The sequence below is a fragment of the Streptosporangium sp. NPDC001559 genome (assembly GCF_042893955.1).
In the GTDB taxonomy this organism is placed as follows: Bacteria; Actinomycetota; Actinomycetes; order Streptosporangiales; family Streptosporangiaceae; genus Streptosporangium.
Window position 1 is genome coordinate 99383 of record NZ_JBIAVG010000016.1, and the last position, 22371, is coordinate 121753.

The following is a 22371-nucleotide window of genomic DNA, read 5'->3' on the forward strand; positions in this document are numbered from 1 at the left end:
CACCTAGGGACGGATCCGGGTCCAGCTGGTGACGACCGGGCCGTGGCCGGGACGCCTGCACACCACGCTGAACCAGCCGGGCGGCAGCCCGGTGACGGCGAACTGGCCCGTCGCGGACAGCTCACGCGACGCGGTGAGATGGGGGGTGCGCACCTCGACCGTCGTGCCGGCCTCGGGGAGGGGGGAGACCTGTCCCGCCAGGTCGACCAGACCGTCGACGGGGACGATCTCCAGCTCGACGACGAGACCGGCGACGCTGAAGCGCAGCAGCCGTGCCCCCTCGGCGGACCGCACGCCGGCCGGGGCGGGCGTGGACACCGGGACCGCGGTCGAGGCGCCGGGCACCCGAAGGCCGAAGGCCGCCCTGGACGCCGAGAGGACGTGTGCCGGGACGGGATCCTTGCCCGCGGCCAGGCGGAGCGCCGCGACCAGGGACTCGTCGTCGATCGCGGGGGGATGGCGGGTGGTCACGGTTGCGCCTCCTGGGCGGTGAGCATGGTGCGTAGCCGGTTCAGACAGCGCCCTCTGGTGGGGCCGTAGCTGCCGCTGGGCATGCCCAGCCGTACGGCGAGCTGGTGGACCCCCGCGTCCGGCGCGGTGGCCATCAGCAGGAGCAGCGAACGGCAGGGCTCGTGCATCGTCTCGACGGTGCGCCACAGCCGGCGGCCTTCGTCGGCGGAGAGCACGGTCAACGCCGGATCGGGATGGACGGCGTGGTCGGCCCGCGCGGGGCCGGGCTCGGCCCGCTCGGCGGCGGCGGGGTCGGCGACGAGCCGTTCGCCCCGGGTGCGCCTGCTCAGGAGAGAGGCCTCACGTCTGGCCGTGGTGAGCAGCCACGAGCCGATCCGCTCGGGGTCGCGTATGGTGTGCAGGCTCTCGACCAGCCGCAGCCACGTGCCCTGCACCACGTCCGCGGCGTCCGCCGCGCTCAGGCCGTGGGCACGGGCCACCGACCAGAGCCTGCCGGAGAAGCGGGTCACCAGCGCGTCCCACGCGGCCTGGTCGCCTGCCAGCGCGGCGTCGATCGTCTGCTGGTCACTCACCGGCGCCTCCGAGACCACGGCGAACACACTCCGTGTTCGCGTGAAGACCTTGCGTGAGACTTTACCTTGGTGTGGGCACGACAACCCCCAGATCCGGAATTTGCCGGTTGCGGGCGGGATCGAGAACGTGGGCCGCCGCCTCCTTCGGGGTGCGCTCCCCGATCGCGGCGGCGATCGCTCCACTGACCACGGCCGCGGCGAAGGAGGTCCCGCTCCATCCGGCGTAGCCGCGGAACGCTCCATGGGACAGGAAGGCGCTGCGCAGCCACTCGCCGCGTGTCCAGGCGTCCACCCACGGGCCGTGCGCGGAGAACGGCGCCCTGGCCTGCTCGGCCGCGTCGAGCGCGCCCACCGCGACCACCCCGGGCAGGGCGGCGGGCCAGAACGGGCGGGTCGAGGCCGTGTTGCCCGCGCAGGCGACGACGGCGGTCGAGGACAGCCCGGCCAGCGCGGTCTCGACCAGCGGGGAGGGCCTGTCGTCGAAGGTGTGGCAGCCGAGGGAGAGGTTGAGCACCTGCGGCGGATCGTTCGCGAGCCTGCCCAGGACGCGCAGCAGCGCCGCCTCGTCCCCCAGACCTCGGCCGTCCAGCACCCGCAGCGGGCGCACCCGTGCCCCGGGGGCCGAGCGCAGCACCAGGCCGGTGACGAAGGTGCCGTGCCCCGCCTGGGGGTCCAGCAGGCCGTCGCGGTCGGTGTCGGGGGCCTCGGTCTCCTGCCGTCCCTCCCCGAACCAGGTCCGCTCCCGCCACCAGGGATGCGGGGCGAGACCGGTGTCGGCGACCGCGACGGTCACCCCGCTCCCCGGGGTTCCTCCCGGCGCGGGGACGGGGTCGACGGGGAAGGGGCGTGAGGCGGGGCCGCCGAAGAAGAGGGGCTGGCCGACCAGCACGTGGTTGGGTGACGCACTGTGACCTTGGTCACGTAGCGTGGCCGCCAGTTCGCACACGTCCACGCCGGGCGAGAGTCGTACACGGAAGACTCCGTCGGTCTCGGCGACCGCGATCGTCCACCGCTCGGCGGCCTCCGCGCCGAGGGCGTCGGTGAGCAACTGGCCGGGCCTGATCAGGGAGATCACTCCCGCGACGGGCTCCACACGTGTGATGTCGGCGTCCATCCGGTACTCCAGGGTTGATCACCAGGTCGATGGGTGTTTTCCTTTCAGAGGATGCCGCAGACGCGTCTGCGTGTCGCAACATCTCGGTATGACCCCCCTCTGGTGCGGCGTCACAACCGACGGTAGTCTTCCTTCAGTCACTTGTGATCATCCTGGCGAGGCCGTTGGGGAAGGCGCACCTCGTACGAAACGGGAGGTCCGGTGTCTGCTCGTGGCGTGCTCTACGTCCACTCAGCTCAGCCTGCGCTGTGCCCTCATATCGAATGGGCGGTCGCGGGTGTTCTTGGCGTGCCCGTAGACCTGACCTGGACTCCACAGCCCGCCGCGCCCGGTCACGTGCGCGCCCAGGCCGAGTGGGAGGGGCGGCCGGGAACCGCGGCGGCCATCACCTCGTCCTTGATGGGCTGGCAACGGATCCGCTTCGAGATCACGGAGGACGCCACACCAGGCGCCGACGGGTCACGCAATGCCTATACCCCCTCACTCGGCGCCTTCACGGCGGTGATCGGGGCCGCGGGCGACATCCTGATCCCCGAGGACCGGCTGCGCTCGGCCATGCTGATGGCCCGCCAGGGCAGGGTGGTCCTTGAGGAGGAGCTGGATCGCATGCTCGGCAAACAGTGGGACGCCGAGCTTGAGTCCTTCCGCTACGCGGGCGAGGGCGCCCCGGTCCGCTGGCTGCACGCCGCGGTGTGACCCGGCGGCCCGTCACGGACGGTGACCGCCCCGGCGCCCCCTCCCCTTACGGCTTCGCCCCCGGAGAGCGCTTCCCCGAACGGGCGGCGGAGCACCCGCCCGCGCTCCCTCCCGGGGTGAGGTCCTGCGCGGGCGCGGCGCCGTCCGGGGCCGCCGCCGCAGGTCGTCCCGGAACCGCGGGAAAGCACGACGCCCCCGGCGGCGTGAGCCGCGCGGGGGCGTCGCAGAAGCGTGATGTGACGGCGGGATCAGGTCACAGCGGGATGTTGCCGTGGGCGCCCCGGGCCGGAGTCGCCTGGGCGAGGACCTTGGCGATGGCGCCCCGGGTCTCCTCGGGCTTGATGACCTCGTCGATGACGCCGATCTCGATGGCCCTCTGGAGCCCGCCCGCGAGGAGTTCGTGCTCCTCGGCGAGCCTGGTCTCAAGCGCGGCGCGCTCGTCCTCGGGGGCGGCGGCCAGTTCGCGCCGCTTCAGGATGCGCACCGCGGCGACCGCGCCCATGACCGCGATCTGGGCGGTCGGCCAGCCGAAGACCTTGGTCGCGCCCAGGGAGCGGGAGTTCATCGCGATGTAGGCGCCGCCGTACGCCTTGCGGGTTATCAGGGTGACGCGCGGGACCGAGGCCTCGGCGAAGGCGTGCAGGAGCTTGGCGCCGCGGCGGACCACGCCGTCGTGCTCCTGACCGACGCCGGGCAGGTAGCCGGGGACGTCGACCAGCACGACCAGCGGCACGCCGAAGGCATCGCACATACGGACGAACCGTGCGGCCTTCTCCGCCGAGGTGGCGTCGAGACAGCCGCCGAGACGCATCGGGTTGTTGGCGACGACGCCGACGGTCCGGCCGCCGAGACGGCCGAGTGTGGTGACGACGTTCGGCGCCCACTTGGCGTGGAGCTCGACTCCGGGCTCGTCCAGGAGACCCTTGACCAGCGGCTTGATGTCGTAGGCGCGGCGGGGGTTGTCCGGCAGCAGGTCGGAGAAGTCGACCTCGTCGAGGTCGGCGCGGACCCTGCCCTGGTGACCCAGCAGCACCGCCAGACGGCGGGCCTGCAGGTAGGCGTCGGTCTCGGTCTTGGTGACGATGTGGACCACGCCGCTGCGCTTGCTGTGCGGCTCGGGGCCGCCGAGGGCGGCCATGTCGATCTGCTCGCCGGTGACGCTGCGCACCACGTCGGGGCCGGTGACGAAGATGCGGCCCTCGTCGGCCAGGATCACGATGTCGGTCAGCGCGGGGCCGTAGGCGGCGCCGCCCGCCGCGGGGCCGACGACCACGGAGAGCTGCGGGACGACCCCGGAGGCCCGGGTCATGGCGGCGAAGACACGGCCGACCGCGTGCAGCGACTCGGCGCCCTCGGCGAGCCGCGCGCCGCCGGAGTGCCACACGCCGATGACCGGGACCCGCTCGCGGACCGCGACGTCGTAGGCGTGCACGATGTGCTCGCACCCCTGGCTGCCCATCGCGCCGCCCTGCATCCGGGCGTCGCTGACGAAGACCACGACGGGGACGCCCTCAACGCGGCCCATCGCCGCCAGCGCCCCGCTGCGGTCCACAGGAGAGATCAGCCTGATCGATCCCTCGTCGAGGAGGGCGGCCAGACGCACCTGGGGATCGCGGGGATCGGCGGCCTCCTTGTCGGAGGCGTCGTTCACCACCCTGTTGTCGAGCACAGTCATCACGGGCTCCTGTCAGATGCTGGTGAAGGCCACGGCGACGTCGTGTCCGCCGAACCCGAAGGAGTTGTTGATCGCGGCGATCTGGCCGTCGGGCAGCGCGCGCGGCTTGTCACGCACGATGTCCACCTCGACGCCCTCGTCGAGCTCGTCGATGTTGATCGTGGCGGGGGCGATCCGCTCGTGCAGCGCCAGGATGGTGAAGACCGACTCGATGCCACCGGCGCCGCCGAGCAGGTGCCCGGTCATCGACTTGGTGCTGGTGACCAGCGGGTGGTTGCCGATGACCTCGCTGATCGCCACCGTCTCGACCACGTCGCCCGCGGGGGTCGAGGTCGCGTGCGCGTTGACGTGCTTGATGTCGGCACCGGTCAGGCCGGAGTTCTCCAGGACGCGGCGCATGGCCAGCATGACGCCCGCGCCGAGAGGCTCGGGCTGGGCGATGTGGTGCGCGTCGGCCGAGTAACCGACGCCCGCCGCCACCGCGTAGATCTTGGCGCCACGCGCGAGGGCGTGCTCCTCGGACTCCAGCACCACGATGCCGGCGCCCTCACCGAGCACGAATCCGTCACGGCTCTTGTCCCAGGGCCGCGAGGCGAGGTGGGGCGCGTCGTTGCGGGTGGACATCGCGCGCATGGCGGCGAAGGAACCGATGTTCAGCGGGTGGATGGCCGCCTCGGTGCCGCCCGCGACCACCACGTCGGCACGTCCGGAGCGGATCATCTCGATGCCGTATCCGATCGACTCGGCACCGGTGGCGCAGGCGCTCACGGTCGCGTGCACGCCGGCGCGGGCGCCGATCTCGATGCCGATCCAGCCTGCGGCGCCGTTGGGCATCAGCATCGGCACGGTGAAGGGCGACAGCCGCTGCCAGCCCTTCTCCTTGAAGGTGTCGTAGGCGGCCAGGACCGTGGTGATGCCGCCGATGCCGCTGCCGACGACCACGCCGAGGCGCTCGGGGTCGACCTTGTCGATCGCGGCGTGCGCCCAGGCCTCACGGGCCGCGACCAGCGCGAACTGCTCCGCGCGGTCCAGCCGCCGTGCCTCCGGCCGGGGCAGAACCTCGGTCGGGTCCACGGCGGCCGCGGCTGCGAACTTCACCGGGACTGAGTCGACCCAGTCCTCGGTGAGGTTGCGAACCCCCGACTGACCGGCGAGAAGCGCCGACCAGGACGAGGCGACGTTCCCACCGAGGGGCGTGGTCGCGCCGAGCCCGGTGACGACGACGCGTACCTGGTCTGTGTTCACTGTCTTGCGCTCCTTGTGATTCGCGGGCCGAAGCCGGTAGGTGTCCAGAGACCTTTCTCAGTTCTGGATGAAACCGATGACGTCCTTGACGGTCTTGAGGTTCTTGAGCTGCTCGTCGGGGATCTCGACGCCGAACTCGTCCTGGGCGGCGACGGCGATCTCGACCATGGACAGCGAGTCGATGTCGAGGTCGTCAACGAAGCTCTTCTCCGGGCTGACCTCGGAGGCCGGAATCCCGGTGATCTCGTTGATGATCTTGCCGATACCAGCGAGGATCTCCTGCTCGGTCAGGGCCATGTCGAGTGTTCTCCTTGGGATTGGGTGGTGATGTTGGGTCTTCTTGGGTTTTGCACGGCCGGAGCCGTACAAGCTCTAGGGGATCTCGACGACCTGGCCGGCGTAGGTGAGGCCGGCGCCGAAACCGAGCAGCAGGGCGAGTCCGCCCGACTGGATCTCGCCGCGCTCGACCATCCGGGACAGGGCCAGCGGGACCGAGGCGGCGGAGGTGTTGCCCGCCAGGACGATGTCCCTGGCGATGACGGCGTTCTCCGCGCCGATCTTGCGGGCGATGGCTTCGATGATGCGCAGGTTGGCCTGGTGGGGCACGAAGGCCGCGAGGTCGGCGGGGTCGACTCCGGCGGCCTCGCAGACCTGCTTGGCCACCGGGTGCAGGGCCGTGGTGGCCCAGCGGAACACCGTCTGACCCTCCTGGGTCAGGTGGGAGGCGCGGTCCTTGATCATGATCGCCTCGGACTTGTCGCCCGCGCTGCCCCACACGACGGGGCCGATGCCCGGGGTCTGCGACGGGCCGACGACCGCGGCTCCCGCACCGTCGGCGAAGATCACCGCGGTGCTCCTGTCGGTCCAGTCGATCCACTGGGAGAGCTTCTCGGTGCCGATGACCAGGACGTTGGTCGCCGAGCCCGAGCGGATGGCGTCGTCGGCGACGGCCAGGGCGTAGCAGAAGCCGGAGCAGGCGGTGTTCACGTCGAACGCGCCCGGCGACTCGATGCCGAGGCGGGTGGCGACCCTGGCGGCGGCGTTGGGGATCTGGGTCTCGAGTGTGCAGGTGGCGACGATCACCAGGTCGATGTCGGAGGCCGAGAGCCCGCTGGTGGCCAGGGCCTTGCCGCCCGCCTGTACGGCGAGGTCGATCTCGGACTCGGAGGCGGGGGCGATCCTGCGCTCCTTGATGCCGACCCGGCTCTGGATCCACTCGTCGTTGGTCTCCATGGTCGCCGCGAGATCGTCGTTGGTGACCACGTTGGACGGCTGGTAGTGGCCCAGTGCCAGGATCTTCGCGCCCGGAGCGCCCTGCCGTACTTTCACTTGAGGGCCTCTCGTGCCGCGTCCAGGTCGTCGGGGGTCTTCAGGGGAACGGCCTTCACGCCGCGCAGGGCGCGCTTGGCCAGGCCGGTCAGGGTGCCGCCGGGGGTCAGCTCGATCATCGTGGTGACGCCCATGTCGGCCATGGTCGTCATGCAGGCGTTCCAGCGGACCGGGTTGGCGATCTGGTTGACCAGGCGCTCGACGAACTCGGCGCCGCCGGCGACCGCGGCGCCGTCGGCGTTGGACAGCAGCGTGAAGGCGGGGTCGTTCGGGGTGATGGCGGCGGCGGCCGTACGCAGACGGTCGACGGCGGGGGCCATGTGCTCGGTGTGGAAGGCGCCCGCGACCGACAGGGCGATCAGCCTGGCGCGGGCGGGCGGGTCGGCCTTGAACTCCTCGATCTGGGCCAGGGTGCCGCCCGCGACGATCTGCCCGGCGCCGTTGACGTTGGCGGGGGTGAGACCGTGCTTGTCGATGGCGGCGAGCACGTCCTCCTCCTCGCCGCCGAGGACGGCGATCATGCCGGTCTCGGTGACCGCGGCGGCCTCGGCCATGGCCAGGCCGCGCTCGCGCACGAGGGTCAGGGACTGCTCGGGGGTCAGCACCCCGGCCAGTGCGGCGGCGGTCAGCTCGCCCACGCTGTGCCCGGCGACGACGTCGGGGGAGGCCCCGAGCACCTCGGCGACGGCCAGCCCGGCGGCTACGAGCAGTGGCTGAGCCACCGCGGTGTCACGGATCTCGTCCGCTCCCGCGGTGGTCCCGTAGGAGATCAGGTCGAGACCGATCAGGTCGGACCACGCGGACAGGCGGTCCGCCAGACCCGGTAGCTCAAGCCACGGGGTCAGGAAGCCTGGAGTCTGGGCGCCTTGGCCCGGCGCGACGAGTACGAGCACGAACCCCAGCGTGCCCTGTAGAACTTCGCTACACGGATAGGGATTCTGACGAACTTTGTGTTCACTCTCTTGTAGGAAGCCTACAACGGAGGTTTCTTGGAGATTACCGGCAAACCACTACGTAACGTCCGTCTCGGACAGACGGCCGAGAATGAGCCCGACCTGCAGCGTGAAGGCCGAGCGGCCCTCGGTCGGCTGGTAGCCCGTCAGCTCGGTGATCTTCCGGAGACGGTAGCGAACCGTGTTCGGGTGCACGAACAGTAACCGGGCCGTGGCTTCGAGGGAAGTGCCCTGTTCCAGATAGGTCGCCAGGGTGTCGAGGAGGGGGGTGCCCGCGAGCGGGACGTAGACGTTCTCGATCAGCTGGCCCCTCGCGTCGGCGTCACCGTCGATGGCCCGCTCGGCCAGCAGGTCCTCCGCGTGGACGGGCCGGGGCGCGTCCGGCCAGCCGGCCGCCGCCCGCAGCCCGGCTATCGCGGCCCTGGCCGAACTGGCGGCCGCCTGCAGGTCGTTCACCTCGGGGCCGATCACGACGGGACCGGGGCCGAAACGCGGCACCACGTGCCTGGCCGCCGCGCCGACGCTGTCCGCGCCGCCGACGATCACGATCAGGCGGCCGCCCTGGACACCGGCCAGCATGTCGAGGCCGGATCTGCGGCCCCGGTCGCGCAGCCCGTCGATCACCGCCTGCGGGTCGTCGTCCGGCGTCTGCCCGGCCAGCACGACGACGGGGGAGGAGGTCCAGCCGAGCGCCGCGGCCCACGAGTGCAGGCCGTCGTCGACCTCACCCCTGACCAGGGCGTCCACGATCAACGCCTCAAGGCGCGCGTCCCAGGCGCCGCGCGCCTCCGCCTCGCGCGCGTAGACCTGCGCGGCGGCGAAGGCGACGTCACGGGTGTAGCGGAGCATCGCCTGCTGGAGCTGCGCCTCCCCGCCCGGCGCGGCCAGATCCCCGGTCTGCGCCTCGACGACCTCGACGACCATGCGGACGATGTCGACCGTCTGCTGCAGCGAGATGGAGCGCTTCAGCTCTCTCGGCGCGGTGCCGAAGAACTCGATGCTGGGGGTCAGGCGGCCCTCTCCGGCGTGCTGGAACCACTCGACGAACGCGGCGATGCCCGCCTGGGCGACCAGCCCGACCCACGACCTGTCCTCGGCGGACAGGGCGCGGAACCACATCAGCCGCTCGTCCATCCTCGACATGGCGGCCGTTCCCAGCGTTCCCATGGCCCGCTCCAGCCTGCGGGTGGTGTCCTGCCGTATCCGGTCCGAGGCGAGATCCCCCTGCCCGGCCCCTGCCACGGCGTCGCTGTGTCTGCTGGCTCTCTCGCTCCGCTCCCTCACGTGATAAGAGTGCCAGGTCGCGAGGGATGCGCCAGCCGTGGCCTGAGGCGCGGGCGCCTGTCCCGGGGGCGGTCAGATGACGGCGACGGCCGTGATCAGCCCGATGACCACGTGGGTAACCGCGAGAAGACGTGTGCCCGGCTGCAGGTCGGACTCCGTGACGAGTTCGCGGACGGAGATCCCGACCACCCTGTCGAAGGCGAGCATCGCCACCGTCTGCACGGCGATGCCGGCCAGTCCGAAGACCAGGGTGGCCAGCAGTCCCTCGTGCAGCGCCCCGCCGGAGGACCAGATGGAGGCCGCGACGATCAGCCCGACGGCGGTCAGGCCGGAGGCGGTGAGCATCGTGGCGTTGGGGTTGCGGTCGACCCTGATCAGCCTGCTGAGCTTGCCGGGGATGGCGAGGTCGATCACGTAGAAGCCGATGATCAGCAGGATCACGCCGAGCGCGGCGTAGGAGGCGATGGCGAGGGCGCCGCGGCCGAGGGTCTCGGCGAGCGAGACGGTCTCCGTGCCCGCGATGGCGAGCGGCTGAGGGGTGGGGATCATGGTTCTCTCTTTTCGGGCTCTTCTGGGCTTTCAGGCGGAGCCGAGGGGGCCTCAGAGTTCGATGCGGTGCGGGACGAAGGATGAGGTGTCGTCGGTGACGAGCCCGGAGGTCTCACGGATGCCGACCCCGGCCGCCTCGTCGTGGACGACCCAGGCGCCGAGCACAGGACGCCAGCCGTCGAAGAGCGGCAGCGCCTGGAACTCCTGGTGGACGTGCCCCTCGGCGCCGTAGTCGCCCGGGGTCTCGACGCTCGTGCCGGGGGTGACGATCCGCATGCCCGCGCCCTCCCTGCCGAGCAGTGGCTTGACGATGTAGGAGGTCATGTCGCGGGGACCGTCGAGGTAGGCGGGCAGCAGGTTGGGATGGCCGGGGTACAGCTCCCAGAGCACGGCGAGCAGCGCCTTGTTCGACAGCAGCATCTTCCACAGCGGCTCGATCCAGGTCGAGGAGACCTGCTGGCGCACCGCCCTGGCGCCGAAGGGGTCGGCGACGGCCCACTCCCAGGGGTACAGCTTGCACAGGGAGCGGATCACCCGGCGTTCCATGTCGACGAAGCGCAGGTTGAGGCCGTCCCAGCCGATGTCCTCCATGGCCACGGCGATCGTGCTCAGCCCCGCCTGCTCGGCGGTCTCCTGGAGGTAGGCGATCGTCATCGCCTCCTCGCCGGTCTCGTCCATCCTGGTCCAGGCGAAGTGCGAGGGCCCGGTCGGCAACCCCTCGGCTATCCGCCGCCACCGGTCGATCAGCCGTTCGTGGATGGAGTTCCACTGGTCGTCGTCCGGGTGGCGGTCACGCAGCCAGAACCACTGCACGACCGAGCTCTCCAGCAGGCTGGTCGGGGTGTCGGCGTTGTACTCGAGCAGCTTGGCCGGGCCGGTTCCGTCGTAGCGCAGGTCGAAGCGGCCGAACAGGTGGGGGTCGCCGCGCCGCCAGGAGGCGGCGATCTCCTGTCCCGCCCACTCGGGCACGGCGAAGTCGGCGTAGCGGCCCCGCTCGACGACGTGCTCGACGGCGTGCAGGCACATCCGGTGCAGTTCCTCCACCTGGGCCTCAAGGCTGAGCACCTCGTCCATGGAGAAGACGTAGTGCGCGCCCTCGTCCCAGTAGGGGCGCTCCAGGCCGCCGGGATGGGCCGTGCGGTGGTAGGCCAGCCCCTGGCTCTCGATGATGGCCTCCCAGCCGTCGCGGGGAGGCGAGGTCTCGCGTCTCATCCGCCCGGGTCAGCTTCCGCCGCTGCCCCAGCGGCTCCCGAAGCCGCCTCGCTGGATGACCGTTCCCTTGCGGGTCGTGATCCGCACGTCGGAGGGGCGCACCGTGGTGCCGTGGCCGACCCGGGTCCCCGTCCTCACGCCGCCGTAGTACCACCGGTAGGCGCCGTGGGAGCCGTGGTAGCCGCTCTCGTCGTCATCGTCGCAGTAGTCCTCGTCGACGACCGTGTACGAGCCGTCCGGCTGGTAGCTGTTGAGGTCGACGCACTCGGCCCCGACTTCCTCGTAGTCGTCCTGCGCCGAGCAGTAGCCGATCAGGAGCAGTGAGACGACACCGATCCCGGTGAGGGTGATGACCTTCGTCGCCTTGGACCCCGAGGGGGTGACGTCGTGCTTTCCGCCGGAGTTCCGGCCGGCGGCCAGGGGGTGTTTAGGACTTGCGGCCATCGGGCTCCAATGAGATACGTCGACACAGGGTATCGGTGCTGTTTTGTGTGTTCAACTGCCCAACTGGGGTGGGAAAAGTGGGGAGTGTCGGTATCGACGCGTAACGTGACAAGTGTGAACCGTACCGACCGGCTGCACGCTCTGCTCGGGGAACTCCGCGCCGCCTCGCCCGAGGCCCTGCCGGTGGGCGAGCTCGCCGTCAGGCTCGGGGTGAGCGCCCGTACGGTCGAGCGTGACGTCTCCGACCTGCGAAGGTCCGGTGTGCCGGTGCGGGCGCGGACGGACGGGGACGGTGGCTACCTCCTCGGTGAGGGCATGACTCTGGGCCCGCTCGGCCTCACCCGGGAGGAGGCGGCGGCGGTCGTGGCCGCGCTCTCCCGGGCGGAGGAGGGGCCCGCCAGGGACGCCCTGCGCAAGCTGGAGGCCGCGCTGCCCGCGCAGGGGGCGCGGGAGCCGGTCGTACGGCCGGGCACGGCCGCCGAGGCGGAGCCGTATCCCAGGGTTTCGGCGGTGGTCGAGCGGGCGTTGCTGCACGGGCGGGTGCTCAGGATCGAGTACGAGGACCGGCGCGGGCGGGTGAGCGTCCGCGAGGTCGAACCGACGGTCCTGGTCGGCGGGCGAGGCGGCCACTGGTATCTCGTGGGTGTGTGCAGGCTCAGGCAGGACGTCCGCGCCTTCAGGCTCGACCGGGTCGGCAGGGCCGAGGAGACCGGTGAGGCTGCGCCCGGGCACTCGACCGACTGGGCCGAGGGCCTGGGGTGGGGGTCAGCCCCGGCGTGAGGCGCCCGCCCGGTCGCCGAGCGTGAGCAGCACCTCGCGTAGCAGGTCGGCCAGGGCCCGCGCGCTCTCCTCGGAGACGCCCGCCAGGAGGTTGTCGTGCGCCTCGGTCGTGGCCAGGGCGAGCTCCTCGGCCCGCCGGACGCCCAGCGGTGTCAGGCACACCCAGGAGCTGCGGCCGTCCGCCGGGTCCGGTTCGCGTTCGACGAGTCCGGCGGCGGTCAGCCGCTGCAGGATGTTGCTCGTCCCGCCGGTGGTCAGCGAGGAACGGGAGGCGAGCATGCTGGGCTTGAGGCGATGGGGGGCGCCGGCCCGGCGCAGTGTCGCCAGCACGTCGAACTCGGCGTAGGTCAGGCCGTACTCGCCGAGCACGGTCTGGGTGACCTCCTCGACCATGGACTTCAGCCGCCCGACACGCTTGACGATCTCCAGGTGGATGGTCGCGGCCTCGGGCAGCTCCGCCCGCCACCCCTCCATCATCTCGTCGACGTGGTCCCGTCCGGTGCTGTCTCCCGGTGCCATGGATTGAGGATAGCTCTCTCCCCTGATAGCTTTCGAGAAAGCTTTTTCAATTGCTTTCTCAACAGGGAGATGTTCCATGCGCATGCTCATCGCCGGCGGAACCGTCGTCGACACCGACCCCGAGGTGCGCGTCCTGCCGGACGCGGACGTCCTCATCGAGGACGGGGTGATAGCCGCCGTCGGGACGAACCTGGAAGCGGGGGACGCCCAGGTCCTCGACGCGACGGGCATGATCGTGCTGCCCGGCCTCGTCGACACGCACCGGCACATGTGGCAGAGCGTCCTGCGCTCGATCGCGGCCGACACCACGCTGGGGGACTACCTCGACCTCGTGCTGGGCAGGCTCGGCCCCGCGTTCCTGGCCGAGGACGTCCACGCGGCCAACCTGTGGGGCGCGCTTGAGGCGCTCGACTCCGGGACCACCACGGTCTACGACTGGTCGCACATCCAGATCACCCCCGGTCACACCGACGCCGCGCTCGACGCCCTGGCCGGGTCGGGAATCCGCTGTGTCTTCGGCTACGCCCGCCCCGGCACCGAGAGCGACCCGCGCCAACGGGCGGAGGTACGGCGGATCGCCGGGCTGAGCCTGCCCGCCCTGGTGACCCCGGCCCTGGCGGCGCTCGGGCCCGTCTACGGCCCCGCGGAGGCGGCCAGGGCCGACTGGCTGCTGGCCCGTGAACTCGGCCTCCAGATCAGCGCGCACGCCACCGGGACCGGGACCGTCGAGTGGCTGCACCGCGAGGGGCTCCTCGGGCCCGACGTGATGTTCGTGCACGGAAACGGCTTCACCGACGAGGCGATGAGGCTCGTCGCGGACAGCGGCGGCGTCGCCTCCGTCGCCCCGGCCATCGAGTCCCAGATGGGGCACGGCCTGCCGGAGACGGGCAGGTTCCGCAGCTTCGGCGTCACGACCGGGCTGGGCGTCGACACGGTCACCGCCACGCCGGGCGACATGTTCGCCGTGATGCGCGCCGCGTTCGCCGCCGAGCGGGGCCGGGGCGGATCGCTCACCGCCGCCGAGGTGCTGCGGATGGCCACCGTCGAGGGGGCCGCCGTACTCGGCATGGACGACCTGATCGGCTCGCTGCGGCCGGGGAGACAGGCCGACATCGTCATGCTCCGCGCCGGGGACCCCGGTCTCGCGCCGGTCCACGACCCGGTCGGCGCCGTGGTGACCGCCGCGGGGCCGGCCAACGTGGACACCGTGCTCGTGGCGGGCCGCGTCATGAAGCGGGACGGGCGCCTGCTGCGCGCCGACACGCACGGGACACTCGACGCGGTGTCCCGTTCGGCGGCGCGGATCGCACGGGCCGCGGGCACCCCGCTCCCGGCCTGAGACGCTCCCGGCCTGAGACCCGGGGCGCCCGGCCGCCCGCTCAGCGCAGCGCGTTCAGCACCGAGTCGAGCAGGCCGGGGAAGCGCGTGTTCAGGTCGTCACGCCGCAACCTGACCAGGCGTGAACGGCCGTCCATGGTGGTCAGAGTGACCCCGGCCTCCCGCAGGACCCGATAGTGGTGGGACATCGTGGACTTGTGCACGTCGATGCCACTGCCGATCTCCCCGCAGTTCTCACCCTCGCTCCTGGCGAGTCTCGCCAGGATCTCAAGCCGCACCGGATCGGCCAGCGCGTGCATGATCTCGGCCAGCTTGATGTCATCCGCAGCGGGATGCCATGGCTCGCGCATCAGTTCACCCGCACCTTCACGGATCCATCCTAGTGCCGAGATAGCACAGTTGAGGGAATGTCAAACCATTTGTCACCTACCGAATCCTTCCGGTAACTCCGCAGGGGTTTTCCCGGTCGATGTCCCTTCTGGAATCACGAAGAGGGACAGGTGGTGCCGTTCTCGGGGACCTTCCCGTCGAGCAGGTAGCCGTCGGTGGCCCGCTTGACGCACGAGTCGCCGGACAGGTAGGCGCCGTGCCCCTCACCCTTGTAGGTGACCAGCACACCGGTCTTGAGCTGGGAGACCAGCTTCGGCGCCCACTCGTACGGCGTCGCGGGATCCCCGGTGCCGCCGATGACCACGATCGGGGCCGAGCCCGTGGCGTCCACCCGCCTGGCCTCGTCGTTGCCGGGCACGGGCCACGCCGCGCACAGGGCGCCCATCCCCGCGCCGCCGAACAGCGGGGAGATCTCCAGGGAGGCCTTCTCGGTCCTGTCGAGTTGTTCCCGGGTCGGCCGCTCGGAGGTGTCCACGCAGGTGATGGCGGGGAAACTGCTCATGATCGTCGAGTAGGAGCCGTCGGGCATGCGCGCGTTGTAGGCGTCCGCCAGATACAGCAGGATCCGGCCGTCGCCCTTGAAGGCCCGGCCGAATCCCTGTTCGAGCAGTGGCCAGGTCAGGTCGGAGTACAGCGCCGCGGCGATGCCGGTCACGGCCAGGCCCTGGGTGAGCTTGCGGTCGCCGACGGGCAGCGGGTTGATCCGCAGATCGTCGAGAAAGGCCTTGACGTTCTTGTTCGCGCCCGCGACGTCCGGTCCCGCCTCGCACTCGCCGGGTCCCTTGATGCAGTTCCTCAGAAAGGAGTCGTAGGAGTGCTGGAAGGCGGTCGTCTGGGCCAGTGAGCGCTGCTCCAGGGTGGCGCTCGGGTCGAGCGGCCCGTCGAGGATGAAGCGGTGCACCTTCTTGGGGAACAGGGTCGCGTAGACCGCGCCGAGCTGCGTGCCGTACGAGATGCCGAAGTAGTCGAGTTGCCTCTCACCGAGGGCCGCGCGGAGCCTGTCCATGTCGCGGGCGGCGTTGACCGTGCCGACGTACGGCAGGACCTTGCCCGAGGTTCGTTCGCAGGCGTCCACGAAGGCTCGGATGGTCTCGTTCTGCCTGGTCCGCTCCGCCTGGTTGGTGGCCACGGTGTCCATGGCCAGGTAGTGGTCCATGTCCCTGTCGGTGCCGCATCTGACGCCCCCGGTGCGCTCGACCCCCCGTGGGTCGAAGCTGACCAGGTCGTATCTGGTGTTCAGGCTGCTGAAGATCTTGTACGACTGGGCCATGGTGTCGATGCCGGACGCGCCGGGACCACCGAAGTTGAACACCAGGGAGCCGAGCCGCCTGCCGGGTTCGGTCGCCTGGACGCGGATCACCGCCATGTCCAGCTTGTCGCCGTCCGGTTTGCCGTAGTCCAGCGGGATCTGCAGCCGTCCGCACTGGAACCTGGGGTCGGGCCGGGGGGTCGCGCCGTCCGGGCGCCTGATGTCGGTGCAGGGGCCCCAGGCGATTCCGTTGGGTTTCGCCGTACCGGACGGTGAACTCGTGCCGGGAGACCAGGGCGGGGCCGGGCTGGGACTCGGGTCGGAGATGTTCGCCACGGCCCCGTAGCCGCCGGGCCCGTTGGCGCTGCCACAGGCGGTCAGCGCGGCGGAAAGGGCCGTCGCCGCAGTGGCGGCGGTCAGAATTCTTCGCATTGGGCGCCCCCCTCGGGTCAGATTGTTCGCCGGGGGAAGCGATTCCACCCTAACCGGGCGAGGCCCTCCGAAGAAGGACCCGCCCGGCGGGGTGATCAGGTCACAGTCCCATGGACTGCGTGTCGTTGCTCTCGACGCCACCGGCCTCGGTGACGCCGTTCCTCAGGTGGTACTTGGCGACGGCCTCCTTCAGCACCCGCCCGTCGAGCTCGCCACGCTTGACCAGCTGGGTGAGCACGGCCAGCGTGATCGAGGCGGCGTCCACGTGGAAGTGGCGGCGCAGCGCGGAACGGGTGTCCGACAGGCCGAAGCCGTCGGTGCCGAGCGAGGCCCAGTCACCGGGGACCCACTGGGCGATCTGGTCGGGCACCGCCCGCATGTAGTCGCTGACGCCGACGAACGGCCCCTCGACCGCGGAGAGCACCTTGGTGACGTACGGCACACGCTGCTCGGAGTCGGGGTTGAGCAGGTTGTGCTCCTCGACGGACAGCGCCTCGCGGCGCAGCTCCGTCCAGGAGGTCGCGGACCAGACCTCGGCCGCGACGCCCCACTCCTCGGCCAGCATCCGCTGGGCCTCCAGCGCCCACGGACCCGCGACGCCGGAGGCCAGGATGTTGGCCTTCGGGCCGTTCGAGGCCGGGGCCGGGGCGAAGCGGTACAGACCCTTGAGCAGACCCTGGACGTCCACCCCCGCGGGCTCCGCGGGCTGGGCGTAGGGCTCGTTGTAGACGGTCAGGTAGTAGAAGATGTTCTCCGGCTGCTCGCCGTACATCCTGCGCAGGCCGTCCTGGACGATGTGGGCGACCTCGAAGGCCCACGACGGGTCGTAGGAGACCGCGGCCGGGTTCGTCGAGGCGGTCAGCGGGGTGTGGCCGTCCTCGTGCTGCAGGCCCTCGCCGTTCAGGGTGGTACGGCCCGCGGTCGCGCCGAGCAGGAAGCCCCGGCCCATCTGGTCGCCCAGCTGCCACATCTGGTCGGCGGTGCGCTGCCAGCCGAACATCGAGTAGAAGATGTAGATCGGGATCATGTGCTCGCCGTGCGTGGCGTACGCCGTGCTGACGGCGAGGGTCGAGGCCATCGACCCCGACTCGCTGATGCCCTCGTGCAGGATCTGACCCTCGGTCGACTCCTTGTAGGACAGCAGCAGCTCGCGGTCGACCGGGTCGTAGGTCTGGCCGTGCGGCGAGTAGATCTTGGCGGTCGGGAAGATCGCGTCGAGACCGAAGGTGCGGGCCTCGTCCGGGATGATCGGCACGAACCGGTGGCCGATCTCCTTGTCGCGCATCAGGTCCTTGAGCAACCGGACGAACGCCATGGTCGTGGCGACGTTCTGTTTGCCGGAGCCCTTCTTGAGCTGCGCGTAGGCCGCGTCGCCCGGCAGGGTGATCGGCTTGGCGCGGACGACGCGCTTGGGCAGGAAGCCGCCCAGGGCCGCGCGGCGCTCCATCATGTACTGGATCTCGGGGTCGTTCTCGCCCGGGTGGAAGTAGGGCGGAAGGTCGCCTTCGAGCGCGGAGTCCGGGATCGGCAGGTAGAGCCGGTCGCGGAACTCCTTCAGGTCGGCCTTGGACATCTTCTTCATCTGGTGCGTGGCGTTACGCGCCTCGAAGTCCTTGCCGAGCGTCCAGCCCTTGATGGTCTGGGCGAGGATGACCGTCGGCTGGCCGACGTGCTCACGCGCCGCCTTGTAGGCCGCGTACACCTTGCGGTAGTCGTGGCCGCCGCGGGACAGCTTGCGGATGTCCTCGTCGGACAGGTGCTCGACCATCTTGCGCAGGCGCGGGTCGCCGCCGAAGAAGTCCTCGCGGATGTACTCGCCGCTCTCGACGGAGTAGGTCTGGAACTGGCCGTCGGGGACGGTGTTCATCTTGTTGACCAGCACGCCGTCGACGTCGGCGGCCAGCAGCGGGTCCCAGTCGCGGCCCCACACGACCTTGATGACGTTCCAGCCGGCGCCCCTGAAGTAGGACTCCAGCTCCTGAATGATCTTGCCGTTGCCGCGTACCGGGCCGTCGAGGCGCTGCAGGTTGCAGTTGATGACGAAGGTGAGGTTGTCCAGCTCCTCACGAGCGGCCAGGCCGATCGCGCCGAGCGACTCGGGCTCGTCCATCTCGCCGTCGCCGAGGTAACACCACACGTGGCTGCGGCTGGTGTCCTTGATCTTCCGGTTCAGAAGATAGCGGTTGAACCGGGCCTGGTAGATCGCGGCGATCGGGCCGAGACCCATGGAGACCGTCGGGAACTCCCAGAAGTCCGGCATCAGGCGCGGATGAGGATAGGAGGGCAGGCCCCTGAAGCCGTGCGAGCGCTCCTGCCTGAAGGCGTCGAGCTGGGCCTCGTTGAGGCGGCCCTCAAGGAAGGCGCGGGCGTAGATGCCGGGCGCGGCGTGGCCCTGGATGAAGACCTGGTCGCCGGACTCGCCGTGGTCCTTGCCACGGAAGAAGTGGTTGAAGCCCACCTCGTACAGCGAGGCCGCGGAGGCGTAGGTGGCGATGTGCCCGCCGACGTTGGTCCGGGCGTTCGCGCGCGTCACCATGACGGCCGCGTTCCATCGGATGTATGCGCGGATTCTGCGCTCGACGTACTCATCGCCGGGGAACCACGGCTCCCGCTCGGGAGGAATGGTGTTGATGTAGTCGGTGCTGCGCAGGCCGGGAACCCCGACCTGATGTTCGCGGGCCCGCTCCAGTAGGCGAAGCATCAGATAACGGGCACGAGTGCGACCTTCCGTCTTGACGACGTTGTCGAGCGACTCGAGCCACTCCTGGGTCTCGCTTGGGTCGACATCAGGGAGCTGGCTGGGTAGGCCGTCGCTGATAACCGAGAAACGCTGGCGTCCGGAAGCCACTGGGTCTCGCCTTCCGAGGATGGACTTTTGTCTGGTGTAGGTCGTCTTCCATCCTGGTCGCTTACCCCGGAAAGTGCATCTCTACTGACCGGTAACCAGGAAGACCCTGCTGGCAGGGGCCCATAAGTGGAGTAGACCACCGATGGTAGGACGAATTGTCCCCAAAGGGTACATGGGCCTGGGGTCGCCACGGCGGTCCGGGAGACGCGGAACACACCGTTCTTTCGAGGGATGGGCAGACAGGGACGTTCGCGCTAGGCGATACGCCCCCTTCCCGGGTGTTCGACCGTCGTCGCAGCTCAGCGTGGATCGTAGGATCGGTATGTGAGATCCATGACGATCGAGGTGGTGACGGGTTCCCGGCAGAGGGTGCACGACATCACCCAGGAATGCGAGGGCTTCGTCCGTTCGTGCGGGGGTGACGGGCTGTTGCACGTCTTCGTCCCGCACGCGACCGCCGGTGTCGCGCTGATCGAGCTCGGCTCCGGCAGCGACGACGACCTGCTCGCCGCGTTGGAGGACCTGCTCCCCGCCGACGACAGGTGGAGGCATGCACACGGCTCGAAGGGGCATGGACGCTCACATGTCATGCCCGCTCTCATTCCGCCGTACGCGACCGTCCCGGTCCTGGCCGGACGGCTCGCGCTGGGCACCTGGCAGTCCATCGCTCTGGTGGACCTCAACGTCGACAATCAGGAACGCCAGGTCCGTTTGTCATTTTTGTCGGACTAATTCATACGTAGCCCAGTCGTTGCCGTGGCGACCGTTGACGACCGAGGGTCACAGCGTGTGGACTGTGCCGAAGCACTCTGAGCGCCGTGTAGCTGCGGGGCCATTCAAGTAGGAGGGAAAAACGTGAGCGCGACCGCTGGTCAGGCGCAGGGCGAACGCAGCCTGGCCGAACGGCTCGGTCTCAAGCAGGGTCAGGTGGTGCAGGAGGTCGGCTGGGACGAGGACGCCGACGACGATCTGCGCGACTCCATCGAGGAGCTGACCGGCAACGAGCTGGTTGATGAAGACTTCGAGGACGTCGTCGACGTCGTGCTGCTGTGGTGGCGCGACGGTGACGGCGATCTGTTCGACGCCCTGAGCGGTGTGGTGACCAATCTGAGCGACGGCGGCCAGATCTGGCTGCTCACTCCCAAAGCCGGTCGTGACGGGCATGTGGAGCCCAGCGACATCGGGGAGGACGCCACGACGGCGGGCCTGTCGCAGACGAGCAGCATCAGCGCTGCTCCCGACTGGTCGGGGACGAGGCTGGTCACACCGAAGGCGCGTCGATAGGTTTCGCCCTGCCGTACGGCTCGCGGCGAGCCGTACGGCAGGATGATGGTCCTGATTGTCATCCGATGAAAGGACCTTTGGCCATGACGGTGGATGTGGGCTCCCCGGCTCCGGACTTCGAGCTGAAGGACCAGCACGGCACCCCGGTCAAGCTTTCGGATCACCGGGGTAAAAAGGTCGTGCTGATCTTCTACCCCCTCGCGTTCAGCGGTGTCTGCCACGGCGAACTCTGTGCCCTCCGTGACGAGTTCATCGCCAACGCGCCCAAGGACGTCCAGGTGCTCACGGTCTCGGTCGACTCCGTGTTCACCCATCGGGCCTGGGCCGACCAGGAGGGGTACACCTTCCCGCTGCTCTCCGATTTCTGGCCGCACGGGCAGGTCGCGCAGGCGTACGGTGTGTTCGACGAGGAGAAGGGCATCGCGACGCGTGGCACCTTCGTCATCGACGGCGAGGGCGTGGTCCGCTGGAGCGTCGTGAACCCCATCCCTCAGGCGCGAGACATCGCCGAGTACCTCAGGGTGCTCGCCGACCTTTCCTAAGCGGTGAGCCCGCGGGCGTCCATGTGGCGCCCGCGGCCCATGACCCTCGGAGGCGATCATGCCCTGCTTCTCCTGCGGGGCCAGGCAGACCGACCCCGTCCGCGGAGCCAGTCCGTGGAAGCGCGGGGTGCGCGGGGAGGCCCAGGTCCTCGTCTGCCCGGACTGTCAGCGTACGCACGACCTCGAACTCGACACGTGCTCCTCATGTGGCTCCGCCGCGCTCATCTGCAGGCTCGGCGAGGTCGAGTGCCGCTCCTGCGGGGCGGTGCGTCCCGCCGCGGTGGGGGAAGGAACGCTCCCGCCCCGCCCGTCCGGTCTGTCGAAGGAACTGGCCGACGAGGTCGAGGCCGCGCTCAACCGGGTCCTGGGGCGAGTTCATTAGTGCTCATAAATCTGCTTTAAGCGCATTTGTGGGCATCTGTAGTCATGTGGCGTTATTGCCATGCACTATGGTCAGGCCCGAACTCCTTCCTTCGACCTGCTGGATGCGCGCATGAGCTCCTTCGTTGTGGCCCTTGACGTCGGTGGCACGTCCATGAAGGGAGGCGTCGTCACCCGCTCGGGCGAGATCGCCTTCAGTGAGCGGCGTGACACCCCGCGTGAGAGGGGTCCGGCGGCGGTCGTCCAGTCGATCCGCTCCTTCATCGACGACCTCGCCGTCGCGGGCGGCGGCGAGCCCGCCGGGGTCGGCCTGGCCGTACCGGGGCTGGTCACCCCGCAGAAGGCGCTCTACTCGGCGAACATCGGCTGGCGCGACGTCGGCGCCGAGGACTTCGTCCCGCTGGACGTGCCGGTGATGCTCGGGCACGACGTGCGCACCGGTGGCCTCGGGGAGAGCGTTCTCGGCGCGGGCCGCGAGATCTCCGACTTCCTGTTCCTGCCCATCGGGACCGGCATCGCGGGCGCGGTCGTCCTGCACGGCGAACCGTACGGCGGCAGCGTGGGGTGGGGCGGCGAGATCGGACACATCCCGGTCTTCCCCGACGGGGAGCCCTGCGCCTGCGGCCAGATCGGCTGCCTGGAGACCTACGCCTCCGCCTCGGCCATCGGCCGCCGCTACTCGGCCAGGTCCGGCTCGCAGACGACCGCCAAGCAGGTGGCCGCGCTGATCGCCTCGGGCGACCCGGTGGCGGTCGCGGTGTGGGACGACGCCGTCGAGGCGCTGTCCCTGGCCCTGGCCACCTACACCCTCCTGCTCGACCCCGAGGCGATCGTCCTCGGCGGCGGCCTGGCCGAATCCGGGGACCTGCTGGCCGTACCGCTGGCCGAACGGCTCGGCAAGCGCCTGGCCTTCCGCGCCGCGCCCCCGCTGCGCTCGGCCACCCTCGGGGTCAACGCGGGCATGCTCGGCGCGGCCCTGCTCGGCTGGCGCGCGGCCGGGTGGGCGGAGGCGGGCGCCACGTGGTCGCTTGATGTGCTGAAGTCCCCTCCGGTGGCGTAAGGTG

At 70.2% G+C, this 22371-nt stretch carries 24 protein-coding genes; 8 read left to right on the top strand and 16 right to left on the bottom strand.

What is annotated here, in order from left to right; translation table 11 throughout:
* Positions 1-3 precede the first annotated feature (3 nt).
* The 3 genes from ACFYY8_RS31015 to ACFYY8_RS31025 all read right to left on the bottom strand — a co-directional run bounded on the left by ACFYY8_RS31015 (position 4) and on the right by ACFYY8_RS31025 (position 2157).
* A complete protein-coding gene (locus ACFYY8_RS31015; protein WP_390047040.1) occupies positions 4-471 on the bottom strand; it encodes a hypothetical protein in 468 nt (155 codons plus the stop codon).
* The gene (locus ACFYY8_RS31020) at positions 468-1043 is read right to left on the bottom strand and encodes an RNA polymerase sigma factor (RefSeq protein WP_390047042.1); all 576 of its coding nucleotides are present in this window, start codon (positions 1041-1043) and stop codon (positions 468-470) included. The genes ACFYY8_RS31015 and ACFYY8_RS31020 overlap by 4 nt, the downstream gene beginning before the upstream one ends.
* A gap of 61 nt (positions 1044-1104) precedes the next feature.
* Positions 1105-2157 carry a S8 family serine peptidase gene (locus ACFYY8_RS31025; protein ID WP_390047044.1) on the bottom strand — a complete coding sequence of 351 codons (1053 nt, stop codon included), beginning with the start codon at positions 2155-2157 and terminating at the stop codon, positions 1105-1107.
* Positions 2158-2358: 201 nt separating this feature from the next.
* On the opposite strand from ACFYY8_RS31025, the gene ACFYY8_RS31030 reads away from it, so the two are divergent.
* Positions 2359-2853, top strand: coding sequence for a DUF3145 domain-containing protein (locus ACFYY8_RS31030; RefSeq protein WP_352016376.1), 495 nt, complete (start codon positions 2359-2361; stop codon positions 2851-2853).
* Positions 2854-3106: 253 nt separating this feature from the next.
* Here the strand turns inward: ACFYY8_RS31030 and ACFYY8_RS31035 are convergent, their stop codons facing one another.
* The 9 genes from ACFYY8_RS31035 to ACFYY8_RS31075 all read right to left on the bottom strand — a co-directional run bounded on the left by ACFYY8_RS31035 (position 3107) and on the right by ACFYY8_RS31075 (position 11544).
* Positions 3107-4528: an acyl-CoA carboxylase subunit beta gene (locus ACFYY8_RS31035; protein WP_390047046.1), complete on the bottom strand. Its 1422-nt coding sequence runs from the start codon at positions 4526-4528 to the stop codon at positions 3107-3109.
* A 12-nt stretch (positions 4529-4540) separates the two neighbouring features.
* Positions 4541-5773, bottom strand: a complete 1233-nt coding sequence (gene fabF, locus ACFYY8_RS31040; RefSeq protein ID WP_390047048.1) for a beta-ketoacyl-ACP synthase II — start codon at positions 5771-5773, stop codon at positions 4541-4543.
* 57 nt (positions 5774-5830) lie between these two features.
* Positions 5831-6070: an acyl carrier protein gene (locus ACFYY8_RS31045; protein ID WP_352016379.1), complete on the bottom strand. Its 240-nt coding sequence runs from the start codon at positions 6068-6070 to the stop codon at positions 5831-5833.
* 75 nt (positions 6071-6145) lie between these two features.
* The gene (locus tag ACFYY8_RS31050; protein WP_390047051.1) at positions 6146-7102 is read right to left on the bottom strand and encodes a beta-ketoacyl-ACP synthase III; all 957 of its coding nucleotides are present in this window, start codon (positions 7100-7102) and stop codon (positions 6146-6148) included.
* Positions 7099-7995, bottom strand: coding sequence for an ACP S-malonyltransferase (locus ACFYY8_RS31055; RefSeq protein WP_390047053.1), 897 nt, complete (start codon positions 7993-7995; stop codon positions 7099-7101). Before ACFYY8_RS31055 ends, ACFYY8_RS31050 begins: the two co-directional genes overlap by 4 nt.
* A 117-nt stretch (positions 7996-8112) precedes the next feature.
* A complete protein-coding gene (locus ACFYY8_RS31060) occupies positions 8113-9222 on the bottom strand; it encodes a PucR family transcriptional regulator (RefSeq protein ID WP_390047392.1) in 1110 nt (369 codons plus the stop codon).
* 189 nt (positions 9223-9411) lie between these two features.
* Positions 9412-9888, bottom strand: a complete 477-nt coding sequence (locus tag ACFYY8_RS31065; RefSeq protein ID WP_390047055.1) for a DUF350 domain-containing protein — start codon at positions 9886-9888, stop codon at positions 9412-9414.
* 51 nt (positions 9889-9939) lie between these two features.
* Entirely contained in the window at positions 9940-11100 is a 1161-nt protein-coding gene (locus ACFYY8_RS31070) for a glutathionylspermidine synthase family protein (protein WP_390047058.1), read from the bottom strand.
* A gap of 9 nt (positions 11101-11109) precedes the next feature.
* A complete protein-coding gene (locus tag ACFYY8_RS31075; protein ID WP_390047060.1) occupies positions 11110-11544 on the bottom strand; it encodes a hypothetical protein in 435 nt (144 codons plus the stop codon).
* A 114-nt stretch (positions 11545-11658) separates the two neighbouring features.
* On the opposite strand from ACFYY8_RS31075, the gene ACFYY8_RS31080 reads away from it, so the two are divergent.
* Positions 11659-12324 carry a helix-turn-helix transcriptional regulator gene (locus ACFYY8_RS31080; RefSeq protein ID WP_390047062.1) on the top strand — a complete coding sequence of 222 codons (666 nt, stop codon included), beginning with the start codon at positions 11659-11661 and terminating at the stop codon, positions 12322-12324.
* On the opposite strand, the gene ACFYY8_RS31085 is transcribed toward ACFYY8_RS31080, so the two are convergent.
* Positions 12310-12843: a MarR family winged helix-turn-helix transcriptional regulator gene (locus ACFYY8_RS31085; protein ID WP_390047064.1), complete on the bottom strand. Its 534-nt coding sequence runs from the start codon at positions 12841-12843 to the stop codon at positions 12310-12312. The two genes, ACFYY8_RS31080 and ACFYY8_RS31085, sit on opposite strands and share 15 nt — an antisense overlap.
* A 76-nt stretch (positions 12844-12919) precedes the next feature.
* Between ACFYY8_RS31085 and ACFYY8_RS31090 the strand changes: the two genes are divergently transcribed.
* A complete protein-coding gene (locus ACFYY8_RS31090; RefSeq protein WP_390047066.1) occupies positions 12920-14182 on the top strand; it encodes an amidohydrolase family protein in 1263 nt (420 codons plus the stop codon).
* Positions 14183-14222: 40 nt separating this feature from the next.
* Here ACFYY8_RS31090 and ACFYY8_RS31095 read toward each other — a convergent pair whose 3' ends face one another.
* The 3 genes from ACFYY8_RS31095 to aceE form a co-directional block, all read right to left on the bottom strand.
* Positions 14223-14531 carry an ArsR/SmtB family transcription factor gene (locus ACFYY8_RS31095; RefSeq protein ID WP_390047068.1) on the bottom strand — a complete coding sequence of 103 codons (309 nt, stop codon included), beginning with the start codon at positions 14529-14531 and terminating at the stop codon, positions 14223-14225.
* Between the two features lie 134 nt (positions 14532-14665).
* On the bottom strand, positions 14666-16252 hold the full coding sequence (locus tag ACFYY8_RS31100) for an alpha/beta hydrolase (protein WP_390047070.1): 1587 nt from the start codon (positions 16250-16252) through the stop codon (positions 14666-14668).
* A 100-nt stretch (positions 16253-16352) separates the two neighbouring features.
* Entirely contained in the window at positions 16353-19100 is a 2748-nt protein-coding gene (gene aceE, locus ACFYY8_RS31105; protein WP_352016390.1) for a pyruvate dehydrogenase (acetyl-transferring), homodimeric type, read from the bottom strand.
* A gap of 333 nt (positions 19101-19433) precedes the next feature.
* Between aceE and ACFYY8_RS31110 the strand changes: the two genes are divergently transcribed.
* From ACFYY8_RS31110 to ACFYY8_RS31130, 5 genes are all read left to right on the top strand, one after another.
* Positions 19434-19832: a secondary thiamine-phosphate synthase enzyme YjbQ gene (locus ACFYY8_RS31110; protein WP_390047394.1), complete on the top strand. Its 399-nt coding sequence runs from the start codon at positions 19434-19436 to the stop codon at positions 19830-19832.
* A gap of 123 nt (positions 19833-19955) precedes the next feature.
* Positions 19956-20384 (top strand): DUF3052 domain-containing protein, encoded by a 429-nt coding sequence (locus ACFYY8_RS31115; RefSeq protein ID WP_352016392.1) that lies wholly within the window; start codon positions 19956-19958, stop codon positions 20382-20384.
* Between the two features lie 83 nt (positions 20385-20467).
* Positions 20468-20926 carry a peroxiredoxin gene (locus ACFYY8_RS31120; protein WP_390047073.1) on the top strand — a complete coding sequence of 153 codons (459 nt, stop codon included), beginning with the start codon at positions 20468-20470 and terminating at the stop codon, positions 20924-20926.
* Positions 20927-20984: 58 nt separating this feature from the next.
* The gene (locus tag ACFYY8_RS31125) at positions 20985-21308 is read left to right on the top strand and encodes a hypothetical protein (RefSeq protein ID WP_390047074.1); all 324 of its coding nucleotides are present in this window, start codon (positions 20985-20987) and stop codon (positions 21306-21308) included.
* A gap of 111 nt (positions 21309-21419) precedes the next feature.
* Positions 21420-22367 (top strand): ROK family protein, encoded by a 948-nt coding sequence (locus ACFYY8_RS31130; protein WP_390047076.1) that lies wholly within the window; start codon positions 21420-21422, stop codon positions 22365-22367.
* Positions 22368-22371 lie beyond the last annotated feature (4 nt).

What these genes read in the sequence shown, in the direction of transcription:
- ACFYY8_RS31025 (WP_390047044.1), bottom strand. Translation starts at nt 2,157, where the DNA reads ATGGACGCCGACATCACACGTGTGGAGCCCGTCGCGGGAGTGATCTCC.
- ACFYY8_RS31035 (WP_390047046.1), bottom strand. Translation starts at nt 4,528, where the DNA reads ATGACTGTGCTCGACAACAGGGTGGTGAACGACGCCTCCGACAAGGAG.
- ACFYY8_RS31045 (WP_352016379.1), bottom strand. Translation starts at nt 6,070, where the DNA reads ATGGCCCTGACCGAGCAGGAGATCCTCGCTGGTATCGGCAAGATCATC.
- ACFYY8_RS31060 (WP_390047392.1), bottom strand. Translation starts at nt 9,222, where the DNA reads ATGGGAACGCTGGGAACGGCCGCCATGTCGAGGATGGACGAGCGGCTG.
- ACFYY8_RS31065 (WP_390047055.1), bottom strand. Translation starts at nt 9,888, where the DNA reads ATGATCCCCACCCCTCAGCCGCTCGCCATCGCGGGCACGGAGACCGTC.
- ACFYY8_RS31070 (WP_390047058.1), bottom strand. Translation starts at nt 11,100, where the DNA reads ATGAGACGCGAGACCTCGCCTCCCCGCGACGGCTGGGAGGCCATCATC.
- ACFYY8_RS31075 (WP_390047060.1), bottom strand. Translation starts at nt 11,544, where the DNA reads ATGGCCGCAAGTCCTAAACACCCCCTGGCCGCCGGCCGGAACTCCGGC.
- ACFYY8_RS31085 (WP_390047064.1), bottom strand. Translation starts at nt 12,843, where the DNA reads ATGGCACCGGGAGACAGCACCGGACGGGACCACGTCGACGAGATGATG.
- ACFYY8_RS31090 (WP_390047066.1), top strand. Translation starts at nt 12,920, where the DNA reads ATGCGCATGCTCATCGCCGGCGGAACCGTCGTCGACACCGACCCCGAG.
- ACFYY8_RS31095 (WP_390047068.1), bottom strand. Translation starts at nt 14,531, where the DNA reads ATGCGCGAGCCATGGCATCCCGCTGCGGATGACATCAAGCTGGCCGAG.
- ACFYY8_RS31100 (WP_390047070.1), bottom strand. Translation starts at nt 16,252, where the DNA reads ATGCGAAGAATTCTGACCGCCGCCACTGCGGCGACGGCCCTTTCCGCC.
- ACFYY8_RS31110 (WP_390047394.1), top strand. Translation starts at nt 19,434, where the DNA reads ATGACGATCGAGGTGGTGACGGGTTCCCGGCAGAGGGTGCACGACATC.
- ACFYY8_RS31120 (WP_390047073.1), top strand. Translation starts at nt 20,468, where the DNA reads ATGACGGTGGATGTGGGCTCCCCGGCTCCGGACTTCGAGCTGAAGGAC.
- ACFYY8_RS31125 (WP_390047074.1), top strand. Translation starts at nt 20,985, where the DNA reads ATGCCCTGCTTCTCCTGCGGGGCCAGGCAGACCGACCCCGTCCGCGGA.
- ACFYY8_RS31130 (WP_390047076.1), top strand. Translation starts at nt 21,420, where the DNA reads ATGAGCTCCTTCGTTGTGGCCCTTGACGTCGGTGGCACGTCCATGAAG.